The organism is Flavobacterium franklandianum (assembly GCF_007097365.1).
Lineage (GTDB): Bacteria > Bacteroidota > Bacteroidia > Flavobacteriales > Flavobacteriaceae > Flavobacterium > Flavobacterium franklandianum.
The window spans coordinates 92,200-118,498 of record NZ_VJZR01000001.1 but is presented as its reverse complement, the minus strand read 5'-3'; the positions used below and the strand labels follow the sequence as shown (position 1 = coordinate 118,498).

The following is a 26,299-nucleotide window of genomic DNA, read 5'->3' as shown; positions in this document are numbered from 1 at the left end:
CAGTCTTAAATAAACTTATATGCCTTATATGGTTAATTATATTTTTACTCAAATCCTAATTTTTCTCTAACTCTTGCCAAAACACCTTTTGCAACAACTCCTGCTTTTTCGGCTCCAATTTTCAATAGAGCATCTACTTCTGTGAGGTTGTTTATATAGTAATTGTATTTCTCTCTTTCGGTTTTAAATTTTTCCACAATCAGTTCAAACAAGGCTTGTTTGGCGTGACCGTAACCGTAATTTCCACCCAAATAGTTGGTTTTCATTGCGTCGAGTTGTTCTGATGTAGCCAATAAAGAATAAATGGCAAAAGCATTGCAAGTGTCTGGATTTTTAGGGGCTTCAAGCGGAGTGCTATCGGTTTCGATGCTCATTACTTGTTTGCGCAAGGCTTTGTCGTCCAAGAAAATATTAATGATATTATTGGCTGATTTACTCATTTTTCCACCATTGGTTCCTGGAATCAACTTGCTGTCTTTTTGTATTATGGCTTCAGGAATTACAAAGGTTTCGCCCATTTGGTGATTGAAACGCGAAGCCACATCACGAGTGATTTCCAAGTGTTGCAATTGGTCTTTTCCAACGGGAACTAACTGGGCATCATACAATAAAATATCGGCAGCCATCAACATTGGATAGGAAAATAATCCGGCATTTACGTCTTCTAATCTATCCGCTTTGTCTTTGAAAGAATGGGCTAGTGTCAATCTTTGGAAAGGAAAAAAACAACTCAAATACCAAGACAATTCAGCCGTTTGTGGCACATCAGACTGGCGGTAAAAAACCACTTTATTGACATCTAATCCACAGGCAAGCCAGGCCGCTGCTGTGCTATAGGTATTTTCTCTTAAAGTTTTTCCGTCTTTTATTTGGGTTATCGAATGCAAATCGGCAATGAAAAGAAAGGATTCGTTTTCAGGATTATTCGATAATTCGATTGCGGGAATGATTGCGCCAAGTAAGTTTCCTAAATGTGGTGTTCCTGTACTTTGAACGCCAGTGAGTATTTTTGCCATTGTAATTTTATACTTAAAAAGTTTTCAAATTTACTGCTTTTATAAAGAATTAGCACGGTATTACTTTCTTTTGAGATATTATTTTTATCATTTTAACGGAAGAGAAATTACATTATTTAAGATTTTTTTTAAAATAAAACACAATATTTGGGTTAAAAAAGTAAATTTGAAATCTATGAGAGGAATAAAAATTATTTTTCGGGCTATTTGGCGGGTTTGGTTTTGTGTTTTAATGGCCATTCCTATTTTAGTTATGTTTCCTTTTTTGGTTTTGTCTATTTTAACAGAAAGTGGCTATCCGTATTTCTTTAAGATGGCGAGAATGTGGGGCAAATTTATTCTTTTTGGGATGGGATTTTATTATAAAATCGAGAAAGAGCAGGAGCTTGAAGAAGGCAAAAGTTATATGTTTATCGCCAATCACACTTCGATGGTGGATATAATGTTGATGCTTGTCACGGTTCGAAAACCATTTGTTTTTGTTGGTAAAAAAGAATTAGTCAAAATTCCCATATTCGGATTTTTCTACAAACGAACCTGTATTTTGGTCGACAGATCCAATTCTAGAAGCAAACACGGTGTTTTTGAGCGTGCCCATAAAAGAATCCATCAAGGTCTCAGCATTTGTATTTTCCCAGAAGGCGGTGTTTCAGATGATGAAACGATACTTTTAGACCATTTTAAAGACGGCGCATTCCGATTGGCTATCGAACACCAATTGCCAATTGTTCCAATAACTTTTGGCGACAACAAAGAACGTTTCTCCTTTACTTTTCTGAGTGGAAGTCCTGGTTTGATGAGAGTAAAAGTACATTCTTTCGTTGAAACTGAAAGAAAAACATTGGCAGACAAAAACAATCTTAAAGATCAATGTTGGGAAATAATCCACAAACAATTGCAGGTTTTTAGAAGATAAAAGTAGCTAAATAATTCATTTCGACTAGAAAAAAAACCTTTCGATTCCTATTAAAAGCCATAGCTTATACCAGAATACAATCCGATAAATAGTGGTTTAAAGTCGCCTGAGTTATTTGAGAATGTATTCAATTGATATTTAACCATCGGTTCAATATTAATTTGGAAGGATTTTGTAATTTGGTATTTAAATCCTAAACCTACATTTGAACTAAAATGGACTTGACTCAAGTTTTTTGCTTCGCCAAGTACAATATTTGATTGAGATGATTCCAACGAAATGGTATTTTCATTTAGGAATAAAGTACTGAATCCGCCAATTAGATTAATTCCAAATTTTTTGTCTAAAACTGCATAAGAAACTTCCATTGGCAGTTCATAATAGCCCATTTTTTGGTTTAAATTGCCTGTATTCGTGCTTTGTATTTCTTTTTCTGTTGCTGTCAATGAACTATAATTTGCTTCATTTACAAATTTGACGGCATTTTTTGAAGAATATTCGATGTTTCTCAAGTTATTTGCAGTTAATCCTGTAGAATACAACACATTACTCGTATTATAACCTAGAACTACTTTATTAATTCCGGTTCGAATTACTGTTTTTTTGCCGACGGCATATTGTATTCCTATACCAAAACTAACACTCTTGTCTGATTTTTTTTCGTAATCTGACAGTTGTTCATCAATAGGAGAGCCACCAGAATTTGCATTCAGATACACTGGGGCAACGTTTGGAGTAATTAGCCATTTGTTTTTAGAATTAGATGCTACAGCATTTTTTTGTGCAGATTTAGCTTTTAAAATTTCTTCTAATTCGTTTGGCGTTTCTGGATTTGTTGATTCTTCTTTAGTAGATCCTTCTTTCTCTTTGAAATCCTTTTTTTCTTGGTTATGATTTGGTGTGTTCGCTAAAGAATTTAAATTGGTAACGCTGTTTTTCTCGGCATTTAATAAGCTGTAATTATTGCTGTTTTCATTTGTTACCAATTGTTTTAACGGCAAATTACTTTTTGGTAGAAAAACTTCAGCATTATTAGGATTCTTTTTTTGGTAAACAAGGACTTTTGAGGAACCATAAGAGTTAATATTTTTTTCATCTTTAGTAATGGATTTTGAAAAATTAGTATTAATTATTTCTTTTTTGGACTTGGAATTATCTTTAGAATTGCTAACAATTTGTTTTTTATTAGAGGATTCTTTTGAAATTTTAGAGGTTAAGACAATATGGTTTTCTGTTTTCGGATGAAAAGGTTGATTCGTATTCAAAGTGAATAAACCAAGCAAAAAAGCCGCAGCTATTCCGGAGCATTTTAACCAGAACGGAATTACTTTTCGTTTTTTATCCTTTTTTAATTCAGCTTCAATATTCAGCCAAACTTGATTGTTCGGACTAGCCTCAAAACCTCTGAATTGTTCTTGAAATAATCGGTCTATATTTTTATTTTCTTTCATTTTGCCGATATTTTTAGATTAGTCACTGTTTTTTTTTCAATTTTTTCTTTCAAGATTAGCCTAGCTCTATGCAGATTCGATTTAGTTGTACCGGTTGAAATGGAGAGCATTTCGCTAATTTCTTGATGTGAATAATCATCTAACACATATAAACTAAAAACAATTCGGTACTGATCGGGGAGTTCGTGAATGATTTGCATTAAATAGTCTAGAGATATTTCTTCTTCATCTATTTCTAAATCAACATCGGGGATGTTATCGGTTAATACTTCCATAAAACGCACTCCTTTGTATTTTTGAAGTGCGTTGTTAATTAGAATTCTTTTTGCCCAGCCTTCAAAAGAACCTTTTCCGCTGTATTGATTGATTTTTCGAAATATAATTAAGAATCCTTCTTGAAAATTATCTTGAGCATCGGCATAACTAGATGAATATTTCAAACACAAACCAAAAAACTTTTTTTCAAACAATCGATACAATTGTTCTTGAGCTTTGGGTTGGTTTTTTTGGCATTCACTAATTAGCTTTTCTAATATCACAGATTTTTTCTTTTATGGAACTACAGGAATCTCAACGTCTTCAAAAATATCTTCTCCAGCAGTATCTTTGCCTTTGTAAAATTTAAAGATATAAGAACCAGTATTGGTAACCATAAAGTTAAATGAAACTTCTGAAATAGGAGGAATTTCCATTGTACAAACTTGATTGTTTTGTACGGCAGTTTGTACGGCAATTGTTCTGGTATTTAAGTTTTTCTCATAATAAATACCTTGATAAATATGACACGAAGTTGGTTTCTGGTACTTCAATTTTATTTCATAGGTTTGTCCTAAAGTAAAACTTGCAGGTACAACATAGCTATCAACAGGTAGAATTTCATAAGTATAAGTTGGACTGTCATCATCAAGACTACAACTTAAAAAAGAGGTGATTACAATTAAAAAGAATAGGATTTTTTTCATTTTTTTTCATTTTTTAGGTTTATAACTTCGTAACATTTTATATAAGATGAAAGTGGATTAAAAAGGTTGCGTCATTGCTCTAAAATAAGTGTTAAAAAAAATCTTTCAATTGCACTTATCAAATTAAATTAAACAAAAAAAAATGCTCGGATAAAATATATCCGAGCATTTAATAATTTTCTTAAAAATATTAAGCGTTTTTTTCTTTTATCAAAGCCTTGATTTTGGCTTCTAATTCGTCTGCTAGTTCTGGATTGTCTTTAATTAAACCTTTAACAGCATCACGACCTTGTCCTAATTTGGTTTCGCCATAACTAAACCAAGAACCCGCTTTTTTGATGATTTCGAATTCAACAGCTAAATCTAAAATTTCACCCGTTTTCGAAATTCCTTCGCCGTACATAATATCAAATTCGGCTACTTTAAATGGCGGAGCTACTTTATTTTTCACTACTTTAACTTTGGTTCTGTTTCCAAGAACGTTATCACCATCTTTGATTTGTGTAGAACGACGAATATCCAAACGAACCGAAGCATAAAACTTCAATGCGTTTCCACCTGTAGTCGTTTCAGGATTTCCGAACATAACACCAATTTTCTCTCTCAACTGGTTGATGAAGAATACCGTACAATTGGTTTTGCTGATAGTTCCAGTTAGTTTTCTCAAGGCTTGAGACATCAAACGGGCGTGAAGACCCATTTTAGAATCTCCCATTTCACCTTCGATTTCACTTTTTGGAGTCAAAGCAGCAACAGAGTCAATTACTACAATGTCAATCGCTCCAGAACGAATCAAGTTCTCGGCAATTTCCAATGCTTGTTCCCCGTTGTCTGGTTGTGATATGATTAAGTTTTCGATATCAACGCCTAATTTTTCGGCATAATTTCTATCGAAAGCGTGTTCTGCATCTATAAAAGCAGCGATTCCGCCTGCTTTTTGAGCTTCGGCAATGGCGTGCAAGGTCAAGGTTGTTTTTCCTGAAGATTCTGGACCGTATATTTCAATCACTCTTCCTCTAGGATAACCACCAACTCCCAAGGCCAAATCGATTCCCAAAGATCCAGAAGAAATAGTTTCTACTTCTACAATGGCTTTGTCGCCCATTTTCATTACGGTGCCTTTTCCGTAAGTTTTATCCAGCTTGTCAAGTGTAAGCTGTAGTGCTTTTAATTTGGCTTCTTTTTCTGAACTCATCTCTTTTACCTTTTCTTTCATCTGTGTTTATACTATTTTTTTATCGGAAGATGGAATGCCTATATACCTGTTTTTCAAAGGTAATCTTACTGGGCGTTTCATTTTTTTTTTGTACTTATCTTTTTGTAAAAATACTTCTTTTTTTGGAAGTGGCAAGGGGAATATTTTGGGTTATTTTAGGTTGGTAATTATTTAAAATATTAACGTTATTCTATTAGCTTTTCAATGTAAATAAATTGACTGAATTCAATTTGGTTATCTTTGTTTGTAAAATATTTAACCTTATCTTCTTTTACTATTTTTCCGTTTTTTGTCCAACGAATATTCCAGTTTGAATTACAAGGATGTAATATTGGTATGAAATTACTTTGATCTATGTTCCAAACCCATTTAGGTTTTGAATCTTTAACCTTATAAGGTTCTAGGTTCCATAATTCTAATTTGTTATTTTCGTCAACATTTGTTTGTGATTTATTTACTATTATCAATGGTTTGAAAAATGTCAATTCAGATTCTGAATATCCTCTTTCAGGAAACTTTATAAATCCCGTTTTTTTCCAAAATGCTTCTGATTCCTTTGGTTCACAAAACAATTTTAGTGCTAAAAAATTATTCTTTTTGAAATATCTCGAAATTTCATTTATAAAATATTTTCCAATTCCTTTTTTTCGAAAGACTGGTTTAATTTCAAAAATATCTATTTCAACATAAATATCTCCAATACTCCAAATTAAATATCCAATTACATTTTTTTCTTTTTTTAGAATTGCCATTCTTTTTTCAGAATATGATTTTATAATCAAAGTCCAATTGTGATAAAAGCCGTTTTTGGAAGTTAGTAATTCTTTTTTTAGCCAATTTTCAATTTCATCTAACTCACTTTTTTCAATATCAAATTTAACTTTAAGAGCGCTATCCATAAATCAATTTTTTGTTTTGATTTACTGTTTTTCTAAAATAGGGGTTTTTGAGTGCTTTTTCTTCTAATAAGTCAACGTTTCTTTTTAGAATATTTTCGAGCGAAAATTTAAGGTCATAATAATTGTCGCCATATTCTAAAACGTCTATGGGTTCAAAATCGACTATTAAATCGACATCACTTTCAGCGTTAAATTTATCCGTTAAAACTGAGCCAAAAGCATACAAAGATTTAACCTTATGCGTTTTGCATAAAACCAAGATATCTTTATTTAGTCTTTCTATTAGGTTCATTTTTGTGAAATGTATCTTCAAAAATACATAAAATAAGTTAGATTCTATTTTATATTAAGTTCTAAATCATTTCATATAAACAACGCCTTCAATTCTGTAGCATCGTGAGGATTCAATTTTCCGGCCAACACAAAAAAGGTGTTTTTTATTTAAAGGAAAAAGTCACTTTTTTTCCAAGTCCAATTTCTAAAAGTTTATAAAGTGTTGAAAGTTGAATATCGCTATGTCCGTTTTCAATTCTGGAGATAAAACTTTTTTTAGTTCCCGTTTTTTCAGCAAGCTGTTCTTGAGTTAAATGAGCTAGAAGCCTTTCTTCTTTAATCATTTCACCAATTGAAAATGCTTTTGCTTTAATTTCAAATTCGGCACGTTTAATAGAGCCAACTTCTCCATAACGCTTGTCAAGATGTTCTTCGAATGTAGTTGTGTTTTTTATCTTTGTTTCCATTTTATTTTTCATTAAAATATTCAGATTTTAATTTCTCTGCTTTATCAATTTCAGATTTTGGTGTCTTTTGTGTTTTCTTTTGAAAACCGTTAAACAATACCACCAAACGTCCGTCGTCAAAACAGCAAAATATTCTATAAATATTACTGCCAAGTTCTACTCTAACTTCATAAAGAGCATCGGTTCCCTCTATGTGTTTCAGGAATTTTCTTGGAACTCTTTCAATTACAGTTATTAAAAATAGGACTTCATCAATTTTGTTTTTCACTTTTTCGGTTTGCTTTTCAAAGAAATCTTCGAAGTGATTTTTGTAAAAATGAATTTGTCTGATTTTTTCCATTAAGCAAAGTTAACTAATTATGGAACACAATAAGCATTTTGTTATTTGTTTTTTGAAATATTCGGAAAGTTGTAATGTTTTGGCGTGTTTCACACAAACAACGCCTTCAATTCTGTAGCATCGTGAGGATTCAATTTTCCAGCCAAAACCAAACTCAATTGTTTTCTTCGCAAAGCGTCATCAAAACGGTGCTGTTCCAGTTTGGTTTCGGGAATGATGTGCGGAACTTCAACAGGTTTTCCATTTTCATCTACCGCCACGAAAGTATAAATGGCTTCATTAGACTTTATTCTTTCGCCAGATTCTCGTTCTTCGATCCAAACGTCAAGGTAAATTTCCATTGAAGTTTTGAAGGCTCTGGATACTTTTGCTTCAATAATAACAACACTTCCCAACGGAATGGCTTTGTTGAAAGCCACGTGGTTTACCGAAACGGTTACAGCAATTCTGCGCGAATGTCTTCCCGCCGAAATACTGGCAGCACGATCCATTCGAGCCAATAATTCGCCACCAAAAAGATTATGCAAAGCATTGGTTTCACTTGGTAAAACCATATCGGTCAATATCGTCAAGGATTCAGAAGGATGTTTTGAAGTCATTTTTTATGTTTTTTAACCATATAAGAAATATAAGGTCATTTAAGTTTGTTGTAATAAATAGTTTTTTTGAGTAAAATTACGGGTTTATATAGAGTAAATAACACATTAAGAACTAAGTTGTCTAGCCTTAATTGACCTTATATTCCTAATATGGTAAACTTTAAAGGTCTTTAACTCAACAATAAAACCGCCATCACGGCCGGAATAAAGTAAATTACAATGGTTCTGGCACCGTCATAATCTTTGGCCAATCGTTGTCCAAAAAGCAGCATCAATAAAGTGATACTCGAAAAAACAGCGCCATACAAACCAAAGGTTCTTCCGTTGCTTACGAACAATTCAATACCGCCCACAACACATAAAATCCCCGAGATTAATTCTAAAATTAGAATATTCAGCAAGGCAAGACGAACCAAATTTTTCAACTGGGTTTTGGCAAAATGTTCTTTTAACCAATCGAGATTGTCTTTCCAATAAAACAGTTTGTCATAGCCAGATTGAATAAAAGTAATAGCCAAAAAAGCCAAAAGTAAAATGGAGGCAGCGTTGTTCATATTCTTATTTTTTGTGGATTAAACGAGTGAGTTTTATAGATAAATCGGTCAGGATTATTTTGGCATTTCCGTTACGCTCAATGTGATAAATCGCATCGGACAATTCCTGAAATATTTCGTGGATGTTGTTGCCGTTTACAAAAGGCGCAAAACTTTTAAATTTAAAATCAGCATTAGGCTCGAAATAGACTAAATCGTTTGCCTCATAATTTTGCATTAATCCTTGACGGAAAATATCGATGCAATATTGCAAGAATTTCTTTTGGGTTTCTCTCCCTAAAGCTGCTATTTGTTCGCTCCATTGAATTAAATCAGCAATCGCTCCTGCGTCTTTTTTAGCTCTAAAAGCAGCACGAACCCAAACCACGAACCATTGCTCGAATGGGAATTCTTCGCTGTCGTCCAAGAGCAAATGCAAAGCTTTGCTATAATTTCCTTGTGCTTGATGCGCTATTTTTGTGGCTAGTTTTGGTTCCATATTTTCGCGAGAAACCAAGGCTTCGCTAATCACATTTTCGCTCAATCCAATGAAATGCAAAACCTGACAACGCGAACGAATCGTTTGGATGATGTCTTCCTCGTTTTCGGAAATGAGGATAAAAACTGTTTTTTCGGGTGGTTCTTCGAGTAATTTTAATAATTTGTTGGAAGCGGCGGTATTCATTTTATCAGCCATCCAAATAATCATAATTTTATAACCGCCCTCGTAGGATTTTAAAGCTAATGATTTCAAAATTTCTTGGGCATCATCAACCCGGATTTCGCCTTGTTTGTTTTGAACCCCCAAAACGGAATACCAATCGAACAAACCTCCGTAAGGATTTTGAATTATAAATTCTCTCCAATCCCCAATGAAATCAATGCTTTTGGGTTTTGTTTTAACGTCATCTGTGCTTACAGTTGGATACACAAAATGCAAATCGGGATGCGCAATTTTTTGGAATTTAAGATTGCAACTTTCATTGACACCTGAATTTTCTCCGTTTTGATTGTTGCACAAAATGTATTGCGCATAGGCAATTGCCATTGGTAAAGTACCACATCCTTCGGGACCTACAAATAACTGAGCGTGGGGAATTCTACCTAAATTAGCACTTCTTGTCAAATGATTTTTGATGTGTTCCTGCCCTAAAATTTCTGAAAACTGCATAAGGCAAATATAGAATAAAAAGTCTCAAAACTGCAAAGGTTTCTTGTGATGAAATCAGAGTAAATCTTTTTATTTTTGATTCAATTTTTGCAGCAGAGATATTTAGTATCTAGTTTAATCAGAACTCGTCTTGGTTGATCTATATCCAAAGTAATGAAAATGACAATGCAGATTAGAAAACAAAAACCAGTTATAAATTTGGTGTTTATTATTTTTCTCTAAACCCAAATTATAGCCAATTAAAAAAGAAATTATTATCAAAAAAGCAAACAATTAATAAAAATAGTTTTGGGAACTTTAGAATTCAAAACCATATTCGATTTCGAGGCACTATCAAACACCTCGTTCAAAGCTGGCAGCATCATAATCGACTGAATAAAGTAATCTTTTTTCTTTTGCATAAAAGTAACTCAACTCCATAATTTGTAGCTTTTAGCAGCCGATTGTTTCAATGAGGCAGTCAGTTTTACTTCGTCATTCTCTAAAATATAATAGTTTTTTCGAGAATTTAAATACGCATTAAAGTCCTTTTTGAATTCGTTTTTTTAAGGCCTATTTTGTAGCCTATCTAAATCGCGGTAAGCATTGAAAAAAAACAAAATAATTGCTATATATATATATACATATATATATATGGCTTCTAACTCATTTAAAAAAGGAGTGTGTCATAGTTTGTTTTTAAGTTTCTAAATCAAGGATTGATTCTAAATTCAGAATTAATAAAAGTATTGATATTTTAATTGATATTCAAAAACGGAACAATTATTTAATTTTACAACGTTTTCGCTAATGTGTTACGCTAATTTTTAAACTATTCTTATTTTTAAGTTCCTGAAAAGTTATATATTTGTTTTTCTTTCAAAATAATTAAATAATACTAAAAATAATATCTAATGAAAACTATTAACGATTTCGATTTCAAAAATAAAAAAGCCATAATCCGTGTTGATTTTAACGTTCCTTTAGACGAAAATTTTAATGTAACTGATGCTACTCGTATTGAAGCTGCAAAACCTACAATAGACAAAATTCTTGCCGATGGTGGAAGTGTAATTTTGATGTCACATTTGGGAAGACCAAAAGGAGTAGATAGAAAATATTCATTGGGTCATATTGTAAAAAAGGCTACAGAAATTTTGGGTCAAATAGTTTATTTTTCGCCAGATTGTATTGGTGCAGAAGCTGAAAAAGCGGTAGCAAATTTAAAACCAGGACAAATTTTATTATTAGAAAATTTACGTTTTTATAAAGAAGAAGAAGCTGGAGACGTCGATTTTGCAAAAGAATTAGCTTCATTTGGAGATATTTATGTAAACGACGCATTCGGAACTGCTCACAGAGCCCACGCTTCGACCACCATAATCGCACAGTTTTTTCCAACTGAAAAATGTTTTGGATTATTAATGGCCAAAGAAATCGAAAGCTTGAATAAGGTTTTGAAAGATTCTCAAAAACCAGTAACAGCAGTTCTAGGAGGTTCAAAAGTATCTTCTAAAATCACGGTTATCGAAAACATTTTGGATAAAGTAGATCATATGATTATTGGCGGAGGAATGACTTTTACTTTCGTGAAAGCCTTGGGCGGAAAAGTCGGTAATTCTATTTGTGAGGATGACAAACAAGAATTGGCATTAGAAATCTTGAGATTAGCTAAAGAGAAAGGAGTCCAAATCCACATTCCTGTTGATGTTGTTGCTGCGGATGATTTTTCGAATACAGCCAACACAAAAATCGTTGATGTTCGCGAAATTCCTGATGGATGGGAAGGACTTGATGCTGGACCAAAATCATTAGAAGCATTCAAAAAAGTAATTTTAGAGTCTAAAACTATTCTTTGGAATGGACCTCTAGGAGTATTTGAAATGGAAAGTTTTGCCAAAGGAACTATTGCACTGGGTGAATATATTGCTGAAGCTACTGCCAACGGAGCTTTCTCACTTGTAGGTGGTGGAGATTCAGTTGCTGCTGTGAAACAATTTGGCTTTGAAGACAAAGTAAGTTACGTTTCTACTGGAGGAGGAGCAATGTTGGAGATGCTAGAAGGTAGGATTTTACCCGGAATTGCTGCTATTTTGGACTAAAAAACACGTTTTTAACAATATTTACTAAAAATTATAGTTTTAACGTATTAAATTAGCAACAAACAATTTTTTATAATTGTTTGTTGCTAATATGTTGATTAAAAAATATGAAGATAAAAAATATAGCCCCACTCCTTTTTTTGTTTTTTTCAATTCAATCGTTTTCGCAGAAATACACTGAAAATAAAACGATTACAAAAACAGAAACTCAAAACTTCTATTTAGATTCCATCAAAAAAACTTTTGTAAAAGACGACCTCGCTTCTTGTGTTGACAGTCTTTGGTTGAAGGAATTAACAAATCTCGATTTATTTGCTGCTATTTCCGACGATATAAAAAACATCAATATCGACGAAAAAGTCGATTATGAATTGCCTACCGAATTGCTCAAGCAAAGATTGGCTGAAATGGATGCAAAATCCCCTTTTAATATCGAATACAACCCCGGTTTAGAAAATATTATTAAGTCTTTTTTAAAGAACCGAAAAAAATCTTTTGGCCGATTGATGGCTATTTCAGAATATTATTTTCCAATGTTTGAAGAAGCTTTGGCCAAACAAAATGTACCCTTAGAGATCAAATATTTGGCTATTGTAGAATCTGCTTTGAATCCAAAAGCCGTTTCTAGAATGGGCGCAACAGGATTATGGCAGTTTATGTATCAAACAGGAAAACAATACAATTTAAAAATAGATTCCTATGTTGACGAACGTAGCGACCCATTAAAATCCAGTGAAGCCGCTGCCCAATATATGAGTAAAATGTATGGCATTTTTGGCGATTGGGATTTGGTTTTGGCTTCTTATAATTCTGGCCCAGGCAATGTTGCTAAAGCCATTCGTCGTTCTGGAGGTCAACAAAATTATTGGAATATTAGAAAAAACCTTCCTAAAGAAACTCAAGGGTATGTCCCTGCTTTTTTAGCGACTATGTACATTTATGAATACCATAATGAACACGGAATTAAGCCAGAAAGAGCTTTAGTACAACATTTTGCTACGGATACAATTATGATTAAAAAGCAAATGTCGTTCAAACAAATATCCGATTTGCTCAATGTTCCCGTGGCACAATTACAACTTTTGAACCCTTCTTATAAAATGAATGTGATTCCAGTTTATGGAGATCAGGATCATTTTTTAAGATTACCAAAGGAAAAAATTTCCGTTTTTGTCTCAAACGAAGACAAAATTTATGCTTATCTACAACGTGATTTGGATTTTCGTGAAAAACCTTTTCAGGTTCAAAAAGCGATTGTCTTGAATGACACAATGAATTATTCAACGCAACGGGTTACACATCCAAAAACTAAATATTACACCGTAAAACGTGGCGATAATTTAAGTGAAATTGCCGATAAATATAGCGTAACAGTTTCTGATATCAAAAAATGGAATAGACTTAAAGGGAGTATGCTAACTAGCGGGAAAAGTTTGAAAATAATTTCCAACGAAAGTGTTGTACAAACGGTAAAAAAAGAATCCAAATCCAACGATGTTTCGGTAGATATTAAAACCGATACTTTGTCAACCTCGGTAGCTTCTTTATATGTAGTTCAAAAAGGAGATAATTTAAGTAGTATTGCTAAAAAGAACAACGTTTCGGTTGCCGAAATCAAAGAATGGAACCACCTTTCAAATGCTCCAATTCAATTGGGGATGTCTTTGCAAGTGACTCAAAAAGAAGTAAATGAGAAGGAAATAATTGCTTCTACAACGAAGACAGAAAATGTTGAATATATCGTTAAAAAAGGTGACAATCTTGGAAACATTGCCAAAAAATTCGGTAGTTCTGTAGATGATTTGAAACAATGGAATATCTTGGAAAACAACACTATTGCAATGGGAAGTTCTTTGATTGTTGCCAAAAGCGAAGTTGCTATAGAGAACAATGGTGTTGCTAACACATTCAGCAAAAAAGAAAGTTTAGCTGCGACTTCAAAAAGTAAAAGCAACAATTATTTAGTAAAAAAAGGAGATTCTTTGTATAGTATTTCAAAAAAATATCCTGGAGTAAGTATTTCAGATATTGAAAAATGGAATGATATAAAAGGCAAAGAATTGAAACCAGGAATGAAACTAAAAATTAACGGATAATACAATAATCTTCTATACATTTGGGTTTTTATATTGACATCATTTTTTTTGAATGGTATCATTTTATAATTTAATTATAATGAATAAAAACCTCTTTTTATTTTGCTCCATTTTATCGCTTTTGTTTTTTTCTTGCAAAAAACAAGAAGACAATTTACCCCGAAAAGCAACCGGAAAAACCAACACTATTTCGGTAATTATCGACGATCAATTGTGGAATGGTGAGATTGGTGAAAGCATTCGAAATAAGTTTGCTTCACCCGTTATTGGCTTGCCAGAAGAAGAACCACTTTTCACCATAAATCAATATCCGGTCAAATTGATGGAAGGATTTATGACCGATAGCCGAACGATTATAGTAGTAAAAAAGGAAAATAAAAACCAATTCGAAATACGGAAAAATCAATATGCGTCGCCTCAGAACGTATTTCATATTTCGGGCAAAACCAATGGCGATATTCTTGAAATCATCGAAAAACACTCACCTCAAATCATTCAAATCATAAAGGAAACTGAAATTGCCGAAAGCCAAAGAATAAACAGACAATCCTTGATGAATCCGATAATCATTAGAAATAAATTTCAGATTTCTTTGGAAGTTCCTAACGGATATTCGTACGCACTTCAAAAAAGTAAATTTATCTGGTTGAAGAAGGAAATTATTAGCGGAAATACTAGTCTTTTGATATATGAAGTTCCTATAAATTCGATTAAAAATAGTTTTAATAGTATTACTAATATAATCAGAATCCGTGATTCTATTGGCAAATTATACATTAGTGGAACCGAATTAGATACTCCAATGATTACCGAGGAAGGCTATTCGCCTTATCTTTTTAAATTAAAGCTAAATGGCAAAGAAACATATGAAACTAAAGGAACTTGGGAGCTTAAAAATGATTTTATGTCCGGGTCATTTGTCAATTATGCCATTGTTGATGAGGAACACAATCGAATTTTGATTTTGGAAGGATTTTGCTATTCTCCGTCTAAAAAAGAGCGGGATTTAATGCACGAATTAGAGTCAATAATTAAATCAATTGTTATTTTAAAATAAGAGTAAAAAATGAAAATTCAATGGAAAATAAAGTCATTCGAAAACCTTTCGGTAAATGAGCTTTATGATATTTTGAGATTGAGAAGTGAAATTTTTGTGGTTGAACAAAACTGCGTTTACCTCGATCTTGACGGAAAAGACAAACAAGCATTGCATCTTTTTGGTGAATTCGAAGGCAAAATCGTGGCACATTCTAGACTTTTTAAATCAGGAATTTCATTTGACAATGCTTCGATAGGAAGAGTGGTAGTAGATGCGAATTATCGTGACAGAAAATGGGGTCACGATCTCATGCGTGAGGCAATTGCAGGAATCCAATCGCATTTTGGTGAAAGTAAAATCACTATTGGAGCACAATTATACTTGAAAAAATTCTACGAAAACCACGGATTTGTTCAAACTAGCGAAATGTATTTGGAAGATGATATTCCGCATATTGAGATGAAAAGGGAATAATTATTTGTTTTTATTTGGGTTTTGTCTGGTGTCAAAAATTCTGTTGATATAAATTTTTGTTTTTCCTTCCCGATAGGTTATTTTAAGATGGCCGTCAATTAGTTTTCGGTAATTTCTTTTTAAGTGAGCAAATTCAGCGTCAATAGAACCTATTTCGCTAAAGTCATATTTCGGATTTTCTAATATTTCAGTCCCTTTTTGAAGCTTAAGTGCTATTTGGATGGCTTAATCAAAACCATATAAAAGAGCATTGAATCGAGTTGCTTTTTCTAAATCTTTTATTGCACGGGTTGTCCAGAAAACAGGTTTAGTTATTCTTTCCAACTTTCAATTATTTTTCGAACTTCATTTTGGTTATGTATTCTTCCAGACTTAATATCTTCCTCGGATTCCGCTATCATTTGACTATTTTTCGATATAGGCAGTAATAATGGCATAAAAACCTTCTACTAGATTCGTATCGCTGTTGTCTATAATTAGATGTAGCTCTTTTTTTAATTCTAAAGTACTCATAATAAGAGGCGTTTGTTTTTACAAAATTACACAAATAAAGTTATGAAGGGTAATTATAATTGGGTTATATAAAGTTCCACACGTCTATCTTTAGCATCTTCTTTTCCCAGCGGAAATTGGTTTCCGTAACCTTTGTAAGACATTCGATATGGACTTATTCCTTTTGAGCGAAGATACATAAACACATTTTTAGCTCTGTTTTCAGAGAGTGATCTGTCTTGGGTTTCCTTATCGATGGCATCGGAAAATTTGTTTGAAGTGCAACAAACGTGACCTTTTATTTCGAAACGAAGCGTCTTGTGTTTTTTTAATAAAATAGCGATTCGGTCTAATTCTTTTTTGGCGTTTACAGTAAGTTCACTCGAACCCATTTCAAAAAGTACTCGTTCTAAAACAATATTATCGCCCACTTTTGGATGTTCTGGGATGGAAGTGTAAAAAACATTTTTAACGAAAATTAAATCGACACGTCTGTTTTTGTCTCGTATTTCTTTTATGTTTTTTAGGGCATTTTTATCCAAATTTACTTTTCCTCGGCCTTCGCAAATGAATATTTTATTTTGAGCAATTCCCTTCGCAATCAATAATTTTTGAATGTAATCAACTCGATTCTTCGACAATTTTTCGTTGTACTCTACACTTCCTCTATCGTCACAATATCCGTAGAGATAAATGGCTTTAAAACGTGAAAAAGTGGTTGAGTCTAAAAGCTTAACCATTTGATTTATTTCTTTTTGGTTTAAAGTGAATTTATCCAATTCAAAATACACAGATTGAACGGTGTTGATTTGAGCTGAGAGAGAGCCAAAAAATAAAAAAGCTACTATTTGAAGGCTCTTTTTCATTACATTTTTAAAATATTTTTATATTCAATACTGTTATTCAACACGCTGGTTGCTTTCTTGATTTCCGAATTGTTTTTCAGGTAATATTGATACAACCCCTCTTGATATTGGTAGCGTTTAATGATTTCGTCAACAATTAAATTTTTGATTTCCACTTTATTTTTATCCAATAAATTTTCTTCAGTTTTTTGAAGCGCCTCTAGCAATTGTTGGTACTCTACTGTAATACTTTGGTCAATTTTTTCTTTTTTGGCTGTAGCCAAAGTATTTTTCAAAGCCAATACGGTTTCGGTGTCAAAGGAGAATTTTTGGGTTTTCAAAAACTGTTTAAAATTTTGAAAATCAGCATCAGAAACCGTTGGAATTTTATCTCCAAGATTCTGATTTTTGTAATAATAGGCGGTCACATAATTGAAAATTCCGTCGTTTTTTTGCAAGGCTTCGGTTATTGGACTCCACTTAGTTTCTTCCAATTCAATATCCGGTTGAATTCCGCCACCATCATAAACGGTTCTTCCTTTTCGGGTTTTGAAAGCGGTATAATTTTTAGCTTCAGTTTTTGTAGCAACCCCGTTTTTGTCTTTATGCGAATAATTTAATGCCTGAATACATCTTCCTGAAGGCGTGTAATAGCGCGAAATAGTCACTTTTAGCTGCGTTCCATACGTTAAATCTACTGGTCTTTGCACCAATCCCTTTCCAAAACTTCTGCTGCCAATAATTACCGCACGATCTAAATCCTGCAATGCTCCCGAAACAATTTCTGATGCCGAAGCGCTTTTCCCATCTACTAAAATGGCCAATGGAATTTCAGTGTCTACAGGCTCTTTTGAAGTTTTATACGTATTATTGTGTTTTTCGATTCTTGATTTTGTGGTTACGATAACTTCATTTTTTGGCACAAACAAATTGCAAATATTCACCGCTTCATTCAACAATCCACCAGGATTTCCTCTTAAATCCAAAACAATTCTCTCGACACCTTCTTTTTTTAGTTGTTCCAAAGCTTGTTTGGTTTCATAAGAAGCTTTTTGATTGAAACGTGCCAAAACGATATAACCCGTTTTGTCGTCTATTTTTCCAAAAAACGGGACCGATTTGATTTCCACTTCGTCAAGAACGATTTGAGTCGTATTGGTTTTGCCTTGGCGAATGTATTTGACTTCGATTTTAGTGTTTTTTGCGCCTCTAAAAAGCTGCGAAGCGTCATCCTTGAAATCAGACAAAAGAACATCGCCAATTTGGATTACTTCGTCACCAGCTTTCAGCCCAGCTTTGTCAGCAGGAAAATTTTTGTAGGGTTCGCGAATAATTAACTTATCGTTTTTTCGGGTAATCATTGCTCCAATTCCAGTGTATTCGCCTGTATTGTTTATCTTGAATTTGACTACGTCTTGCTCGTTAAAATAAACCGTGTACGGATCGAGACTAGCCAACATTCCTTTGATGGATTTGTCCATTAAATCGCCCGGATTGGTTTCATCGACATAGTTTTTGTTTAACTCTTTGAAAAGGGTTGTGAATATTTCGATTTGCTTGGCAATTTCAAAAAAATCATCTTTGAAACTAACGCCTACAAACAAAAACGCCGAAGCGATGACGGGAAGAATATATTTTTTTTTGAAAGGAGAAGTCATTTTTTATATCGTTTTTTTCTTAAATCGTTTTCTAATATAGTAAACCGCAGCCGCTAAAATAATCAGAAAAGGCCAAATACTTAATAATCCGATGAAGAAACTTGATATAGAATTGAATCCAGAGGTGAAAGCATTCCAAATTTTTGAACCATATGAAATGGTTGCACCGCCTTCATTAGCCACAGTTTTGTAAAATTCGATGGTTATGGTACTCATCGAAACCTGACTTTGCATATATCGTAATTGTCCTTCTTTGGCTTCGATTTCTTCGCGAATAGCCGAAAGTTGCGCTTCGATTTCTAACATTTCCGAAACTTTGTTTGCTTTCTTTAAAAGTTCAAGATAACGCGCTTCGAGTATTTTTTTGGCTTTTAAACGAGCATCAATGTCAATGTACTCTTCGGTTACGTCTTGTGATGAAATTTCTTTGTTGTCGAAATAAGTGACTCCTTTTGAAATGTCACTCAAAAATAAATCGAAATTTTTGCTTGGAACGCGAACCGTAATTCTTCTAAAAACCGAGCCATAGTCTTTTCCTTCGGTATCGTTTTGAATAATGGCATTGTGTTTTTTTACTGCCGTAATCATTTGGTTGTAAGTTGTTCCTAAATTATTTGTTTCAAATTTTATATCGCCCGTTTTGATGATTTTTTGTTCAAGTTTTTCATCAACAATCTCTTCTGCATTTGCAACTACAGGTTTAACAAATTTTACTTGATCAACTTTTGGAGCAGGTGGCGGTGGCGGTACATTTAGACTTTCATTTACACTAATTTCATCTTTTGCATCTGCATAAGCGTCGGCAACGATCATCTGATCAGTAGCTTCTTCTGCTTTTTTACAACCAGAAAAAGATACAAGAAATAACAATAAGAAGAGAATATTTTTCATAAGAATTTGATTTAGAATATCAGAACGTAAAAATAATGAATATTCGTATGAAAAAACGCCATCTTATTCTTCATTTTTCAACTGTGAAACAAACTTTTCAAACAGTTGAATGGTTTTGGTATTGATTTCCTCGTAAGTCAATCGCTCTTTGGTTTGGTAAAAAAACATAAAAGCATATTTTTTGTCTAAATTGTCAATCAGGATGTGTTTGTTCAATCTATAGGTTTCGCGGAGTACACGTTTGAAATAATTGCGATCCACAGCGTGTTTGAAATATTTTTTGGAAACCGAAACACCCATTTTTAGCATTTGGTCTGAATCTTCAGGAATACCATAATCACTTTCCACAAAAACCAGTCTCAATGGATATTTGGACACAGATTTGCCTTTAGAAAAAAGTAAATCGATTGTAATTTTACTTTTAAGCTTTTCGATTTTTGGATAAGTGAATTTCATTAAATTTTGAAATATGACAAAGATTTTAGGGAACAAAGGTACAATTAAACCCTAAACAGATAAATTTTTGGTATTAAAATCTAACGCAAAAAATATTGATTACTTTTGTGAATAATTTAAAAAAGGATGAATAAAATTTTATTATACCCATTAACACTGCTATATTATCTTACTTATTTAGTGGTTTTGTGTACGATACAGCCCATACAGTGGATTGCTTTTACCGTTTTTGGTGATAAAGGACTCAAAATGTCCTTTGATTATGTCGCCTATTTTAGTTTAAAATGCAATCATATTTTAGGCACAAGCTATACTTTTGAAAATAGGGAATTGATTCCCAAAAACGTACCCGTTGTTTTTGTGGCCAATCATCAAAGTTTGTTAGATACAGCTGGAATTATTTGGTATTTGAGAAAATTTAACTGTCTATTTGTTACTAAAAAAGAACTTGGAAAAGGCCTTCCCAGTATTTCCTATTTTTTGAGAAACGGGAAATATGTTCTTATTGATCGAAGCAATCCTAAACAAGCTATTCCAAAAATAAAATCATTGGCCGAATATATTGAAAAAGAAAACTATTCAGCAGTTATTTTTCCAGAAGGGACAAGAAGCAAAACAGGAATTCCAAACGAATTTGCCGAAAGCGGATTGAAAATTTTGTGTAAATATGCACCTTCAGCTTACATTGTTCCCATAACTATCAATAATTCTTGGAAAGTATATCAATACGGTTATTTTCCTTTAAGTTTTGGGCATCATCTTAAATTTACCGTTCACAAGCCATTAAAAGTGAGTGATTATTCCTTTGCTGAGATAATGGAAAAGACAAAAAAAACCATTATTCAAACGATTAAAATATAGCTTCTTGGGGTAATTAATTTATGTTTTTCGAAAACATTTTTTCAAATTAAAACACTTGTGTTAATTGAATGTTGTGTTTTTAGAAAAAGCTACATTCAAAATAAAATTTCTTATTTTTGCTAAAATTTCTATTATCAATGCAAAAAATTATATCCTATCCAATATCCTTTATTGCAATTCTGGTTTTCTTATTGACATTAGTGATTTTTCACCCTATTCAGTGGATTTGCTTTAACGTTTTTGGGTATCAAGCCCATAAAAAAAGTGTCGATTATCTAAACTTTTTTTTGCTAAGAATTGGTCACGTTTTGTTTAATAATTTTAAAATAGAAGGAAGAGAAAACATCCCAACGGGAGTTCCTATCATTTTTGTGGCGAATCATCAAGGAATGTATGACGTTATTGGAATGATTTGGTTTTTGAGAAAATTTCATCCAAAATTTGTCAGTAAAGTCGAATTAGGCAAAGGAATTCCGAGTGTTTCGTTTAATTTAAGTCACGGTGGTTCGGTTTTAATTGATAGAAAAGATCCTAAACAAGCTATTCCGGCAATAAAAGGATTGTCTGAATATATCGAAAAACACAACCGTTCAGCAGTAATTTTTCCAGAAGGAACCAGAAGTAAAACAGGAAAACCCAAAGAATTTGCACAAAGCGGATTGAAAATATTGTGTAAATATGCCCCTTCGGCCTATGTTGTGCCTATTTCCATTAATAATTCTTGGAAATTTTTTAGATTTGGCGCTTTTCCATATGATTTAGGAAATCATATCACTTTTACTATTCACGAAGCTATGTCAGTAAAAGAGTATGACTTTGCTCAAATAATGGAAAAAACTGAAAATACTATCGTTCAAGGGATAAAACTTTAAAAATGTGCTAACTTTGCATATTCTTGTGAGAAATCTCAAGTTCAGAAATAAATAAACCAAAAACATATATGTCAATTAAAAACATAAGATTAGAAGTAATGCAACTTCTAGAAAAAAACGTCAGCACTTATGTTGACCAATATTTAATTCCCGTTGAAAAAATTTGGCAACCATCTGATTTTTTACCAAATTCTGAAAGCGATAATTTTCTAGAAGAAGTTAAGGAACTTAGAGAAATCTCCAAAGATTTACCTTATGATTTTTGGGTGGCTATGGTAGGTGATATGATTACCGAAGAAGCTTTGCCAACCTACGAAAACTGGTTGATGGAAGTAGAAGGTGTAGATAATCTGGAACGAAACGGTTGGGCACAATGGGTTCGCCAATGGACAGGAGAAGAAAATCGTCACGGTGATTTATTGAATAAATACCTTTATTTGTCAGGTCGTGTCAATATGCGCGAAATCGAAATGACAACGCAACACCTTATAGGCGATGGTTTCGACATAGGCACCGGAAGAGATCCTTATAAAAACTTTGTTTATACGAGTTTTCAAGAATTAGCGACTTATGTTTCCCACAATAGAGTGTCGCAATTGGCCAAAAGCTATGGCGATTCTAAATTAGCCAAAATGTGTAAAATGATTGCTGGCGACGAAATGCGTCATCACTTGGCTTACAGCGAATTTGTAAACCAAATTTTCAAAATTGATCCAAGCGAAATGATGCTTGCGTTTCAATATATGATGAAAGCCAAAATCGTGATGCCAGCGCATTTCTTGAGAGAATCAGGACAAAAAATAAGTTCTGCTTTCGAACATTTTTCGGATTCTGCCCAACGAATTGGCGTTTATACTGCCAATGATTATGTAGATATTATGCAAAAATTGATTGAGAAATGGGAAATCGACAAAATTGGAAGTTTAACCGATGAAGCCGAAAAAGCCCGAGATTATTTGATGAAATTACCTGCTAGAATGGCTAGAATTTCAGAAAGATTGGTAATTCCTCAAGAATCATTTCAATTTAAATGGGTAGAACCTGCGAGACTTTAATTTTTAGATTTCAGAGTGTAGATTTTAGATTGGTTGGAAAGGAAAGTTGATTTTTGCTATTACAATTGCCATTAATATATTGCTGATTTTTGAGGTTTAGACTTTAAAAATCAGCTTTTTTTCTAAAAACAGTTCAAATATGACTAATTCAGATTTAATAAATAATACCATTCTTTTTGTAAAGCAAAAACTTGAAAATGCCGAAGGAGGACACGACTGGTTTCACATCGAAAGAGTGTATAAAAACGCATTATTAATTGCAGATGGCGAAGTTTGTGATGCAAATGTTGTAAAATTAGGAGCTTTGCTTCACGATATTGCCGATAGTAAATTTCACGATGGCAACGAAACTGTGGGTCCAAAAATGGCCCGAGAATTTTTAGAATCTAATAAGGTTGACCAAGCCACCATTCAACACGTCATCAATATTATCGAAAATATCTCTTTTAAGGGCGGAAATAGCGAAAAGACATTCTCTTCTATCGAATTGGATATCGTTCAAGACGCAGACCGATTAGATGCCATTGGAGCCATTGGCATTGCCAGAACATTCAATTATGGCGGTTTCAAAAACAGACCGATCTACAACCCGAATATTGCTCCAAAACTTCATATGAGCAAGGAAGAATATAAAAACAGCCAAGCGCCAACCCTCAATCATTTCTACGAAAAACTATTGCTGTTGAAGGACAAAATGAATACCGAAACCGGAAAACAAATTGCCAAAGAAAGACATCATTATATGGAAGGTTTCCTCTCTCAATTTTATGCAGAATGGGACGGGGAGAAGTAGGGATTTTAGATTGTAGATTAACGATTTTTAACTTCACGAAATTAAAAATCGTTAATCAAAAATCAGCAATCAAATTCCTTTTTCCCTCATTTCTAAAATCACGTCCGAAGCATTCTTGAAAGTGGGTGCTTGTTCGATGATAGTTCCAACACGTTTTTTGTTGAGTTTAAAGGTAATGTCATTTTCTGTGGTGAATAACAATGCCGTCAAAAACGGATTGTTCATATAGGGAGCCAAAACGAAAAAAGCTTCTTCTAGCGAATGAAAACTTTCTACTTCTTCGGTTTTGTAACGAGCCGTAACCGAAAGACTAAACACGTCATTTTCCAATAAAACGGGACGCACATAAATATTTTTCAATTCCGTGTCGCCAATGGTTTTTGCCAAAGTTAATTTGGCGTAGGTTTTATTTTCGATGCTTTCTTTTACTTTTTCCCAAAATTGGGCAAATACAGGTTGGAAGGACATAGGTTTTATTTTTTGATAAATTGTTTTCAAAAATGAGTTGTCAAAAATACAATTTTTTAGGCTGCCAACTGCAACTGAACACTAATTCCTGAATACTGCCAACTTTTTTATTTCCCTTTAAATTCTGCTTTTCTTTTTTCCAAAAAAGCCGTTGTTCCTTCCTTGAAATCATCAGTGGCAAAACAGTCGCCAAAATTTTTGATTTCGACATCAAATCCATTTACGCCCGAAATATAGTTGGCATTTACAGCTTCGATGGCTTTAGAAATGGCGACAGGAGAGTTTTTCATAATCCTCGTGGCAATAGTCATATAAGCCGAAAATAATTCTTCTTGAGGCACAACGTGATTCACTAATCCGTAAATTTTTGCAGTATCAGCATCAATCATTCCAGCTGTTAGAATCATTTCCATAGCGCGACCTTTACCAACCAATTGAGCCAAACGTTGCGTTCCACCATAACCTGGAATTACTCCAAGGGAAGTTTCTGGCAAACCCATTTTGGCATTTTCGGAAGCAATTCTAAAATGACAAGCCATCGCCAATTCTAATCCGCCGCCAAGTGCAAAACCATTGATAGCAGCAATTACTGGAGTTTTCATTTTTTCAATAAAATCGAATAAAAGGTGTTGCCCTTTTGCGGCCAATTGTGCGCCTTCTTCCGCCGAAAAATGAGCAAATTCGGCAATATCGGCTCCAGCCACAAAAGCTTTTTCTCCGCTTCCGGTAATAATAATCACTCGCACATCGGGATTATTGTCAATTAATTCTAAGGTTTCGTGAAGTTCTTGAATCGTTGCTTTGTTTAGTGCATTCAACTTTTCTGGACGATTGATATAAATGGTAGCAATGCCTTTTTCGTGTTCTAAGATGATGTTTTCCTGAGCCATAACTTCTTGATTTTAATTGTTTATGATGGGCAATGAAACCTTGAAAGTTGTCCCTTTTCCTTTTTGGGATTCGAATGTGATGGTTCCGCTATAATTTTCGATAATGTTTTTGATGATGCTCAAGCCCAATCCCATTCCGCTGGTTTTTGTGGTAAATTTGGGGTCGAAAATCCGATTTGAATTTTCGGGGCCAATTCCAATTCCGTTGTCGGCCACTGTGATAACGACATTGCCTGACATTTTTTTTATGTTGACGCAAACAGCCTTGTTTTCTTGATTTTCGGGAATGGCTTGAATAGCATTTTTGACCAAATTGGTAATAATTCGAATGAGTTGTGTTCGATCAATTTTCGAAATGATTTCATCTTCTTCCGCTTTAAAATGAACGTATTCTTCGTTGAAAATATCCATAGTCAGTTCGATGACATCCACCACATTCAGGGTTTCATTCTGTTGTGCTGGCATCGAAGCAAAGTTAGAAAATGCCGAAGCCACGGAACTCATCGTATCAATTTGCTGAATCAAGGTTTCAGAATAATCGTTAATCTTTTGTTTCAGATTGGGATCGTTTGGGTCGAATTTTCGCTGAAAACTTTGTACCGTCAACCGCATTGGCGTTAGCGGATTTTTGATTTCGTGCGCCACTTGTTTGGCCATTTCTTGCCAAGCTTCTTCTCGTTCGCTTTGGGCTAATTTCAAGGCGCTTTCTTCGAGTTCGTCCACCATTGCATTATAAGCATTAATCAAAAGATTGATTTCTTTGCTACTGGCTTCGAGGACAATTTTTTCGTTTTTTTGGTTCAAAGTCGTTTCGCTTAATTTGTCGGAAATCGTTTTCAGCGATTTTGTAATGTAGGAAGATAGAAAATAAGCCACCCCAAAAGCCACCAAAAGCATAAATGAATAAACCTGTGCTAATCCCATTAAGAAATTTTGCAATTCAGTTTGATAATAACTGTCATCTTCGACATAAGGTAAATTAAGGATTCCAAGAGGTTTGAACTTATCGTCTTTAATTAAACTGTAGGAAGATCGGTTCTTTTTTCCGTCAATGTTTTTGATATCGACATAGCGTTTTTCAATAGAGGATTGAACCAGTTTTATTATGTATTTTGGAATAGGTGGAGCTGCCGCATCGATAGAAAATCTCGATTTCGAAGATTTTAATAAATGACCATCCAAGTCGTAAATATTGATTTCAAGATTGTGAATATCTGATAATTCGTGAATTTTATCTTTAAAAATTAGCGATAAATTGCTTGATGTCAGCGGATAAGTAGTATTGGTAAGTACATAATTGATGTTCTCTTTTATGGCGTCTTCTTTATGCTCTAATCGCTCTTGATGGTATTGCTTGGCTTCATTCTTGAATTGAATAATCGAAATTGTGGCCAATACAATCGAAGCTACAATAATCAATACTATCATCGAAAGGAAGATCCTGATTTGCAACGAAAGCATTGATATCTTGAAGTTTTTGAACAT

At 33.5% G+C, this 26,299-nt stretch carries 28 protein-coding genes; 9 read left to right on the top strand and 19 right to left on the bottom strand.

Annotated features, from left to right (window positions below; all coding sequences use genetic code 11):
* Positions 1 to 44: 44 nt before the first annotated feature.
* Positions 45 to 1,016, bottom strand: coding sequence for a tryptophan--tRNA ligase (gene trpS, locus FNW17_RS00570; RefSeq protein ID WP_143390427.1), 972 nt, complete (start codon positions 1,014 to 1,016; stop codon positions 45 to 47).
* A 175-nt stretch (positions 1,017 to 1,191) separates the two neighbouring features.
* Between trpS and FNW17_RS00565 the strand changes: the two genes are divergently transcribed.
* A complete protein-coding gene (locus FNW17_RS00565) occupies positions 1,192 to 1,932 on the top strand; it encodes a lysophospholipid acyltransferase family protein (RefSeq protein ID WP_143390428.1) in 741 nt (246 codons plus the stop codon).
* 50 nt (positions 1,933 to 1,982) lie between these two features.
* On the opposite strand, the gene FNW17_RS00560 is transcribed toward FNW17_RS00565, so the two are convergent.
* The 11 genes from FNW17_RS00560 to FNW17_RS00510 form a co-directional block, all read right to left on the bottom strand.
* Positions 1,983 to 3,383, bottom strand: a complete 1,401-nt coding sequence (locus tag FNW17_RS00560) for a hypothetical protein (protein WP_144070626.1) — start codon at positions 3,381 to 3,383, stop codon at positions 1,983 to 1,985.
* Positions 3,380 to 3,922: an RNA polymerase sigma factor gene (locus FNW17_RS00555; protein WP_143390430.1), complete on the bottom strand. Its 543-nt coding sequence runs from the start codon at positions 3,920 to 3,922 to the stop codon at positions 3,380 to 3,382. The genes FNW17_RS00560 and FNW17_RS00555 overlap by 4 nt, the downstream gene beginning before the upstream one ends.
* A 12-nt stretch (positions 3,923 to 3,934) precedes the next feature.
* On the bottom strand, positions 3,935 to 4,345 hold the full coding sequence (locus FNW17_RS00550) for a hypothetical protein (RefSeq protein ID WP_144070625.1): 411 nt from the start codon (positions 4,343 to 4,345) through the stop codon (positions 3,935 to 3,937).
* A 190-nt stretch (positions 4,346 to 4,535) separates the two neighbouring features.
* Positions 4,536 to 5,540: a recombinase RecA gene (recA, locus tag FNW17_RS00545; protein WP_143390502.1), complete on the bottom strand. Its 1,005-nt coding sequence runs from the start codon at positions 5,538 to 5,540 to the stop codon at positions 4,536 to 4,538.
* A 206-nt stretch (positions 5,541 to 5,746) separates the two neighbouring features.
* Positions 5,747 to 6,460, bottom strand: a complete 714-nt coding sequence (locus tag FNW17_RS00540; protein WP_144070624.1) for a GNAT family N-acetyltransferase — start codon at positions 6,458 to 6,460, stop codon at positions 5,747 to 5,749.
* Positions 6,453 to 6,752 carry a nucleotidyltransferase family protein gene (locus tag FNW17_RS00535; protein ID WP_143390433.1) on the bottom strand — a complete coding sequence of 100 codons (300 nt, stop codon included), beginning with the start codon at positions 6,750 to 6,752 and terminating at the stop codon, positions 6,453 to 6,455. Before FNW17_RS00535 ends, FNW17_RS00540 begins: the two co-directional genes overlap by 8 nt.
* Positions 6,753 to 6,897: 145 nt before the next feature.
* Positions 6,898 to 7,212, bottom strand: coding sequence for a helix-turn-helix domain-containing protein (locus FNW17_RS00530; RefSeq protein WP_235892962.1), 315 nt, complete (start codon positions 7,210 to 7,212; stop codon positions 6,898 to 6,900).
* A complete protein-coding gene (locus FNW17_RS00525) occupies positions 7,202 to 7,540 on the bottom strand; it encodes a type II toxin-antitoxin system RelE/ParE family toxin (protein WP_143390434.1) in 339 nt (112 codons plus the stop codon). Before FNW17_RS00525 ends, FNW17_RS00530 begins: the two co-directional genes overlap by 11 nt.
* Before the next feature lie 89 nt (positions 7,541 to 7,629).
* Positions 7,630 to 8,139 carry an acyl-CoA thioesterase gene (locus tag FNW17_RS00520; RefSeq protein ID WP_143390435.1) on the bottom strand — a complete coding sequence of 170 codons (510 nt, stop codon included), beginning with the start codon at positions 8,137 to 8,139 and terminating at the stop codon, positions 7,630 to 7,632.
* A gap of 170 nt (positions 8,140 to 8,309) precedes the next feature.
* Positions 8,310 to 8,693: a DoxX family membrane protein gene (locus tag FNW17_RS00515; protein WP_143390436.1), complete on the bottom strand. Its 384-nt coding sequence runs from the start codon at positions 8,691 to 8,693 to the stop codon at positions 8,310 to 8,312.
* Between the two features lie 4 nt (positions 8,694 to 8,697).
* Positions 8,698 to 9,843, bottom strand: a complete 1,146-nt coding sequence (locus FNW17_RS00510) for a DNA polymerase III subunit (RefSeq protein ID WP_143390437.1) — start codon at positions 9,841 to 9,843, stop codon at positions 8,698 to 8,700.
* An 893-nt stretch (positions 9,844 to 10,736) separates the two neighbouring features.
* On the opposite strand from FNW17_RS00510, the gene FNW17_RS00505 reads away from it, so the two are divergent.
* The 4 genes from FNW17_RS00505 (at position 10,737) to FNW17_RS00490 (ending at position 15,533) form a co-directional block, all read left to right on the top strand.
* Positions 10,737 to 11,924 carry a phosphoglycerate kinase gene (locus FNW17_RS00505; protein ID WP_143390438.1) on the top strand — a complete coding sequence of 396 codons (1,188 nt, stop codon included), beginning with the start codon at positions 10,737 to 10,739 and terminating at the stop codon, positions 11,922 to 11,924.
* Between the two features lie 107 nt (positions 11,925 to 12,031).
* Positions 12,032 to 14,020 (top strand): LysM peptidoglycan-binding domain-containing protein, encoded by a 1,989-nt coding sequence (locus FNW17_RS00500; protein ID WP_143390439.1) that lies wholly within the window; start codon positions 12,032 to 12,034, stop codon positions 14,018 to 14,020.
* Between the two features lie 79 nt (positions 14,021 to 14,099).
* Positions 14,100 to 15,077, top strand: coding sequence for a DUF4837 family protein (locus tag FNW17_RS00495; RefSeq protein WP_144070623.1), 978 nt, complete (start codon positions 14,100 to 14,102; stop codon positions 15,075 to 15,077).
* Positions 15,078 to 15,086: 9 nt separating this feature from the next.
* Positions 15,087 to 15,533, top strand: a complete 447-nt coding sequence (locus tag FNW17_RS00490; RefSeq protein WP_144070622.1) for a GNAT family N-acetyltransferase — start codon at positions 15,087 to 15,089, stop codon at positions 15,531 to 15,533.
* Positions 15,534 to 16,099: 566 nt separating this feature from the next.
* Here FNW17_RS00490 and FNW17_RS00480 read toward each other — a convergent pair.
* The 4 genes from FNW17_RS00480 to rnpA all read right to left on the bottom strand — a co-directional run bounded on the left by FNW17_RS00480 (position 16,100) and on the right by rnpA (position 19,875).
* Positions 16,100 to 16,891, bottom strand: coding sequence for an OmpA family protein (locus tag FNW17_RS00480; RefSeq protein WP_144070621.1), 792 nt, complete (start codon positions 16,889 to 16,891; stop codon positions 16,100 to 16,102).
* Positions 16,891 to 18,528: a S41 family peptidase gene (locus FNW17_RS00475; RefSeq protein ID WP_144070620.1), complete on the bottom strand. Its 1,638-nt coding sequence runs from the start codon at positions 18,526 to 18,528 to the stop codon at positions 16,891 to 16,893. Before FNW17_RS00475 ends, FNW17_RS00480 begins: the two co-directional genes overlap by 1 nt.
* 3 nt (positions 18,529 to 18,531) lie before the next feature.
* Positions 18,532 to 19,419, bottom strand: a complete 888-nt coding sequence (locus FNW17_RS00470; protein WP_144070619.1) for a DUF4349 domain-containing protein — start codon at positions 19,417 to 19,419, stop codon at positions 18,532 to 18,534.
* A 63-nt stretch (positions 19,420 to 19,482) separates the two neighbouring features.
* A complete protein-coding gene (gene rnpA / locus FNW17_RS00465; RefSeq protein ID WP_143390447.1) occupies positions 19,483 to 19,875 on the bottom strand; it encodes a ribonuclease P protein component in 393 nt (130 codons plus the stop codon).
* Between the two features lie 126 nt (positions 19,876 to 20,001).
* On the opposite strand from rnpA, the gene FNW17_RS00460 reads away from it, so the two are divergent.
* The 4 genes from FNW17_RS00460 (at position 20,002) to FNW17_RS00445 (ending at position 23,456) form a co-directional block, all read left to right on the top strand.
* Positions 20,002 to 20,736, top strand: a complete 735-nt coding sequence (locus tag FNW17_RS00460; RefSeq protein WP_143390448.1) for a lysophospholipid acyltransferase family protein — start codon at positions 20,002 to 20,004, stop codon at positions 20,734 to 20,736.
* Between the two features lie 137 nt (positions 20,737 to 20,873).
* Positions 20,874 to 21,608 carry a lysophospholipid acyltransferase family protein gene (locus FNW17_RS00455; protein ID WP_143390449.1) on the top strand — a complete coding sequence of 245 codons (735 nt, stop codon included), beginning with the start codon at positions 20,874 to 20,876 and terminating at the stop codon, positions 21,606 to 21,608.
* 68 nt (positions 21,609 to 21,676) lie between these two features.
* Complete coding sequence (locus tag FNW17_RS00450; protein WP_143390450.1) at positions 21,677 to 22,663, top strand: acyl-ACP desaturase; 987 nt, start codon at positions 21,677 to 21,679, stop codon at positions 22,661 to 22,663.
* 139 nt (positions 22,664 to 22,802) lie between these two features.
* Positions 22,803 to 23,456: an HD domain-containing protein gene (locus tag FNW17_RS00445; RefSeq protein WP_144070618.1), complete on the top strand. Its 654-nt coding sequence runs from the start codon at positions 22,803 to 22,805 to the stop codon at positions 23,454 to 23,456.
* Between the two features lie 69 nt (positions 23,457 to 23,525).
* Here the strand turns inward: FNW17_RS00445 and FNW17_RS00440 are convergent, their stop codons facing one another.
* From FNW17_RS00440 to FNW17_RS00430, 3 genes are all read right to left on the bottom strand, one after another.
* Complete coding sequence (locus tag FNW17_RS00440) at positions 23,526 to 23,924, bottom strand: hypothetical protein (RefSeq protein WP_144070617.1); 399 nt, start codon at positions 23,922 to 23,924, stop codon at positions 23,526 to 23,528.
* Positions 23,925 to 24,031: 107 nt separating this feature from the next.
* Entirely contained in the window at positions 24,032 to 24,814 is a 783-nt protein-coding gene (locus tag FNW17_RS00435) for an enoyl-CoA hydratase/isomerase family protein (protein ID WP_144070616.1), read from the bottom strand.
* 12 nt (positions 24,815 to 24,826) lie between these two features.
* The gene (locus tag FNW17_RS00430) at positions 24,827 to 26,299 is read right to left on the bottom strand and encodes a sensor histidine kinase (RefSeq protein WP_235893226.1); all 1,473 of its coding nucleotides are present in this window, start codon (positions 26,297 to 26,299) and stop codon (positions 24,827 to 24,829) included.

Coding starts and splice junctions, on each gene's coding strand:
- FNW17_RS00500 (WP_143390439.1), top strand. CDS start 12,032: ATGAAGATAAAAAATATAGCCCCACTCCTTTTTTTGTTTTTTTCAATT.
- FNW17_RS00490 (WP_144070622.1), top strand. CDS start 15,087: ATGAAAATTCAATGGAAAATAAAGTCATTCGAAAACCTTTCGGTAAAT.
- FNW17_RS00515 (WP_143390436.1), bottom strand. CDS start 8,693: ATGAACAACGCTGCCTCCATTTTACTTTTGGCTTTTTTGGCTATTACT.
- FNW17_RS00525 (WP_143390434.1), bottom strand. CDS start 7,540: ATGGAAAAAATCAGACAAATTCATTTTTACAAAAATCACTTCGAAGAT.
- trpS (WP_143390427.1), bottom strand. CDS start 1,016: ATGGCAAAAATACTCACTGGCGTTCAAAGTACAGGAACACCACATTTA.
- FNW17_RS00535 (WP_143390433.1), bottom strand. CDS start 6,752: ATGAACCTAATAGAAAGACTAAATAAAGATATCTTGGTTTTATGCAAA.
- FNW17_RS00450 (WP_143390450.1), top strand. CDS start 21,677: ATGTCAATTAAAAACATAAGATTAGAAGTAATGCAACTTCTAGAAAAA.
- FNW17_RS00435 (WP_144070616.1), bottom strand. CDS start 24,814: ATGGCTCAGGAAAACATCATCTTAGAACACGAAAAAGGCATTGCTACC.
- FNW17_RS00530 (WP_235892962.1), bottom strand. CDS start 7,212: ATGAAAAATAAAATGGAAACAAAGATAAAAAACACAACTACATTCGAA.
- FNW17_RS00430 (WP_235893226.1), bottom strand. CDS start 26,299: ATGTTCAAAAACTTCAAGATATCAATGCTTTCGTTGCAAATCAGGATC.
- FNW17_RS00445 (WP_144070618.1), top strand. CDS start 22,803: ATGACTAATTCAGATTTAATAAATAATACCATTCTTTTTGTAAAGCAA.
- FNW17_RS00455 (WP_143390449.1), top strand. CDS start 20,874: ATGCAAAAAATTATATCCTATCCAATATCCTTTATTGCAATTCTGGTT.
- FNW17_RS00510 (WP_143390437.1), bottom strand. CDS start 9,843: ATGCAGTTTTCAGAAATTTTAGGGCAGGAACACATCAAAAATCATTTG.
- FNW17_RS00565 (WP_143390428.1), top strand. CDS start 1,192: ATGAGAGGAATAAAAATTATTTTTCGGGCTATTTGGCGGGTTTGGTTT.
- FNW17_RS00480 (WP_144070621.1), bottom strand. CDS start 16,891: ATGAAAAAGAGCCTTCAAATAGTAGCTTTTTTATTTTTTGGCTCTCTC.
- FNW17_RS00520 (WP_143390435.1), bottom strand. CDS start 8,139: ATGACTTCAAAACATCCTTCTGAATCCTTGACGATATTGACCGATATG.
- FNW17_RS00440 (WP_144070617.1), bottom strand. CDS start 23,924: ATGTCCTTCCAACCTGTATTTGCCCAATTTTGGGAAAAAGTAAAAGAA.
- recA (WP_143390502.1), bottom strand. CDS start 5,540: ATGAGTTCAGAAAAAGAAGCCAAATTAAAAGCACTACAGCTTACACTT.
- FNW17_RS00505 (WP_143390438.1), top strand. CDS start 10,737: ATGAAAACTATTAACGATTTCGATTTCAAAAATAAAAAAGCCATAATC.
- FNW17_RS00470 (WP_144070619.1), bottom strand. CDS start 19,419: ATGAAAAATATTCTCTTCTTATTGTTATTTCTTGTATCTTTTTCTGGT.
- FNW17_RS00550 (WP_144070625.1), bottom strand. CDS start 4,345: ATGAAAAAAATCCTATTCTTTTTAATTGTAATCACCTCTTTTTTAAGT.
- rnpA (WP_143390447.1), bottom strand. CDS start 19,875: ATGAAATTCACTTATCCAAAAATCGAAAAGCTTAAAAGTAAAATTACA.
- FNW17_RS00495 (WP_144070623.1), top strand. CDS start 14,100: ATGAATAAAAACCTCTTTTTATTTTGCTCCATTTTATCGCTTTTGTTT.
- FNW17_RS00475 (WP_144070620.1), bottom strand. CDS start 18,528: ATGACTTCTCCTTTCAAAAAAAAATATATTCTTCCCGTCATCGCTTCG.
- FNW17_RS00460 (WP_143390448.1), top strand. CDS start 20,002: ATGAATAAAATTTTATTATACCCATTAACACTGCTATATTATCTTACT.
- FNW17_RS00540 (WP_144070624.1), bottom strand. CDS start 6,460: ATGGATAGCGCTCTTAAAGTTAAATTTGATATTGAAAAAAGTGAGTTA.
- FNW17_RS00560 (WP_144070626.1), bottom strand. CDS start 3,383: ATGAAAGAAAATAAAAATATAGACCGATTATTTCAAGAACAATTCAGA.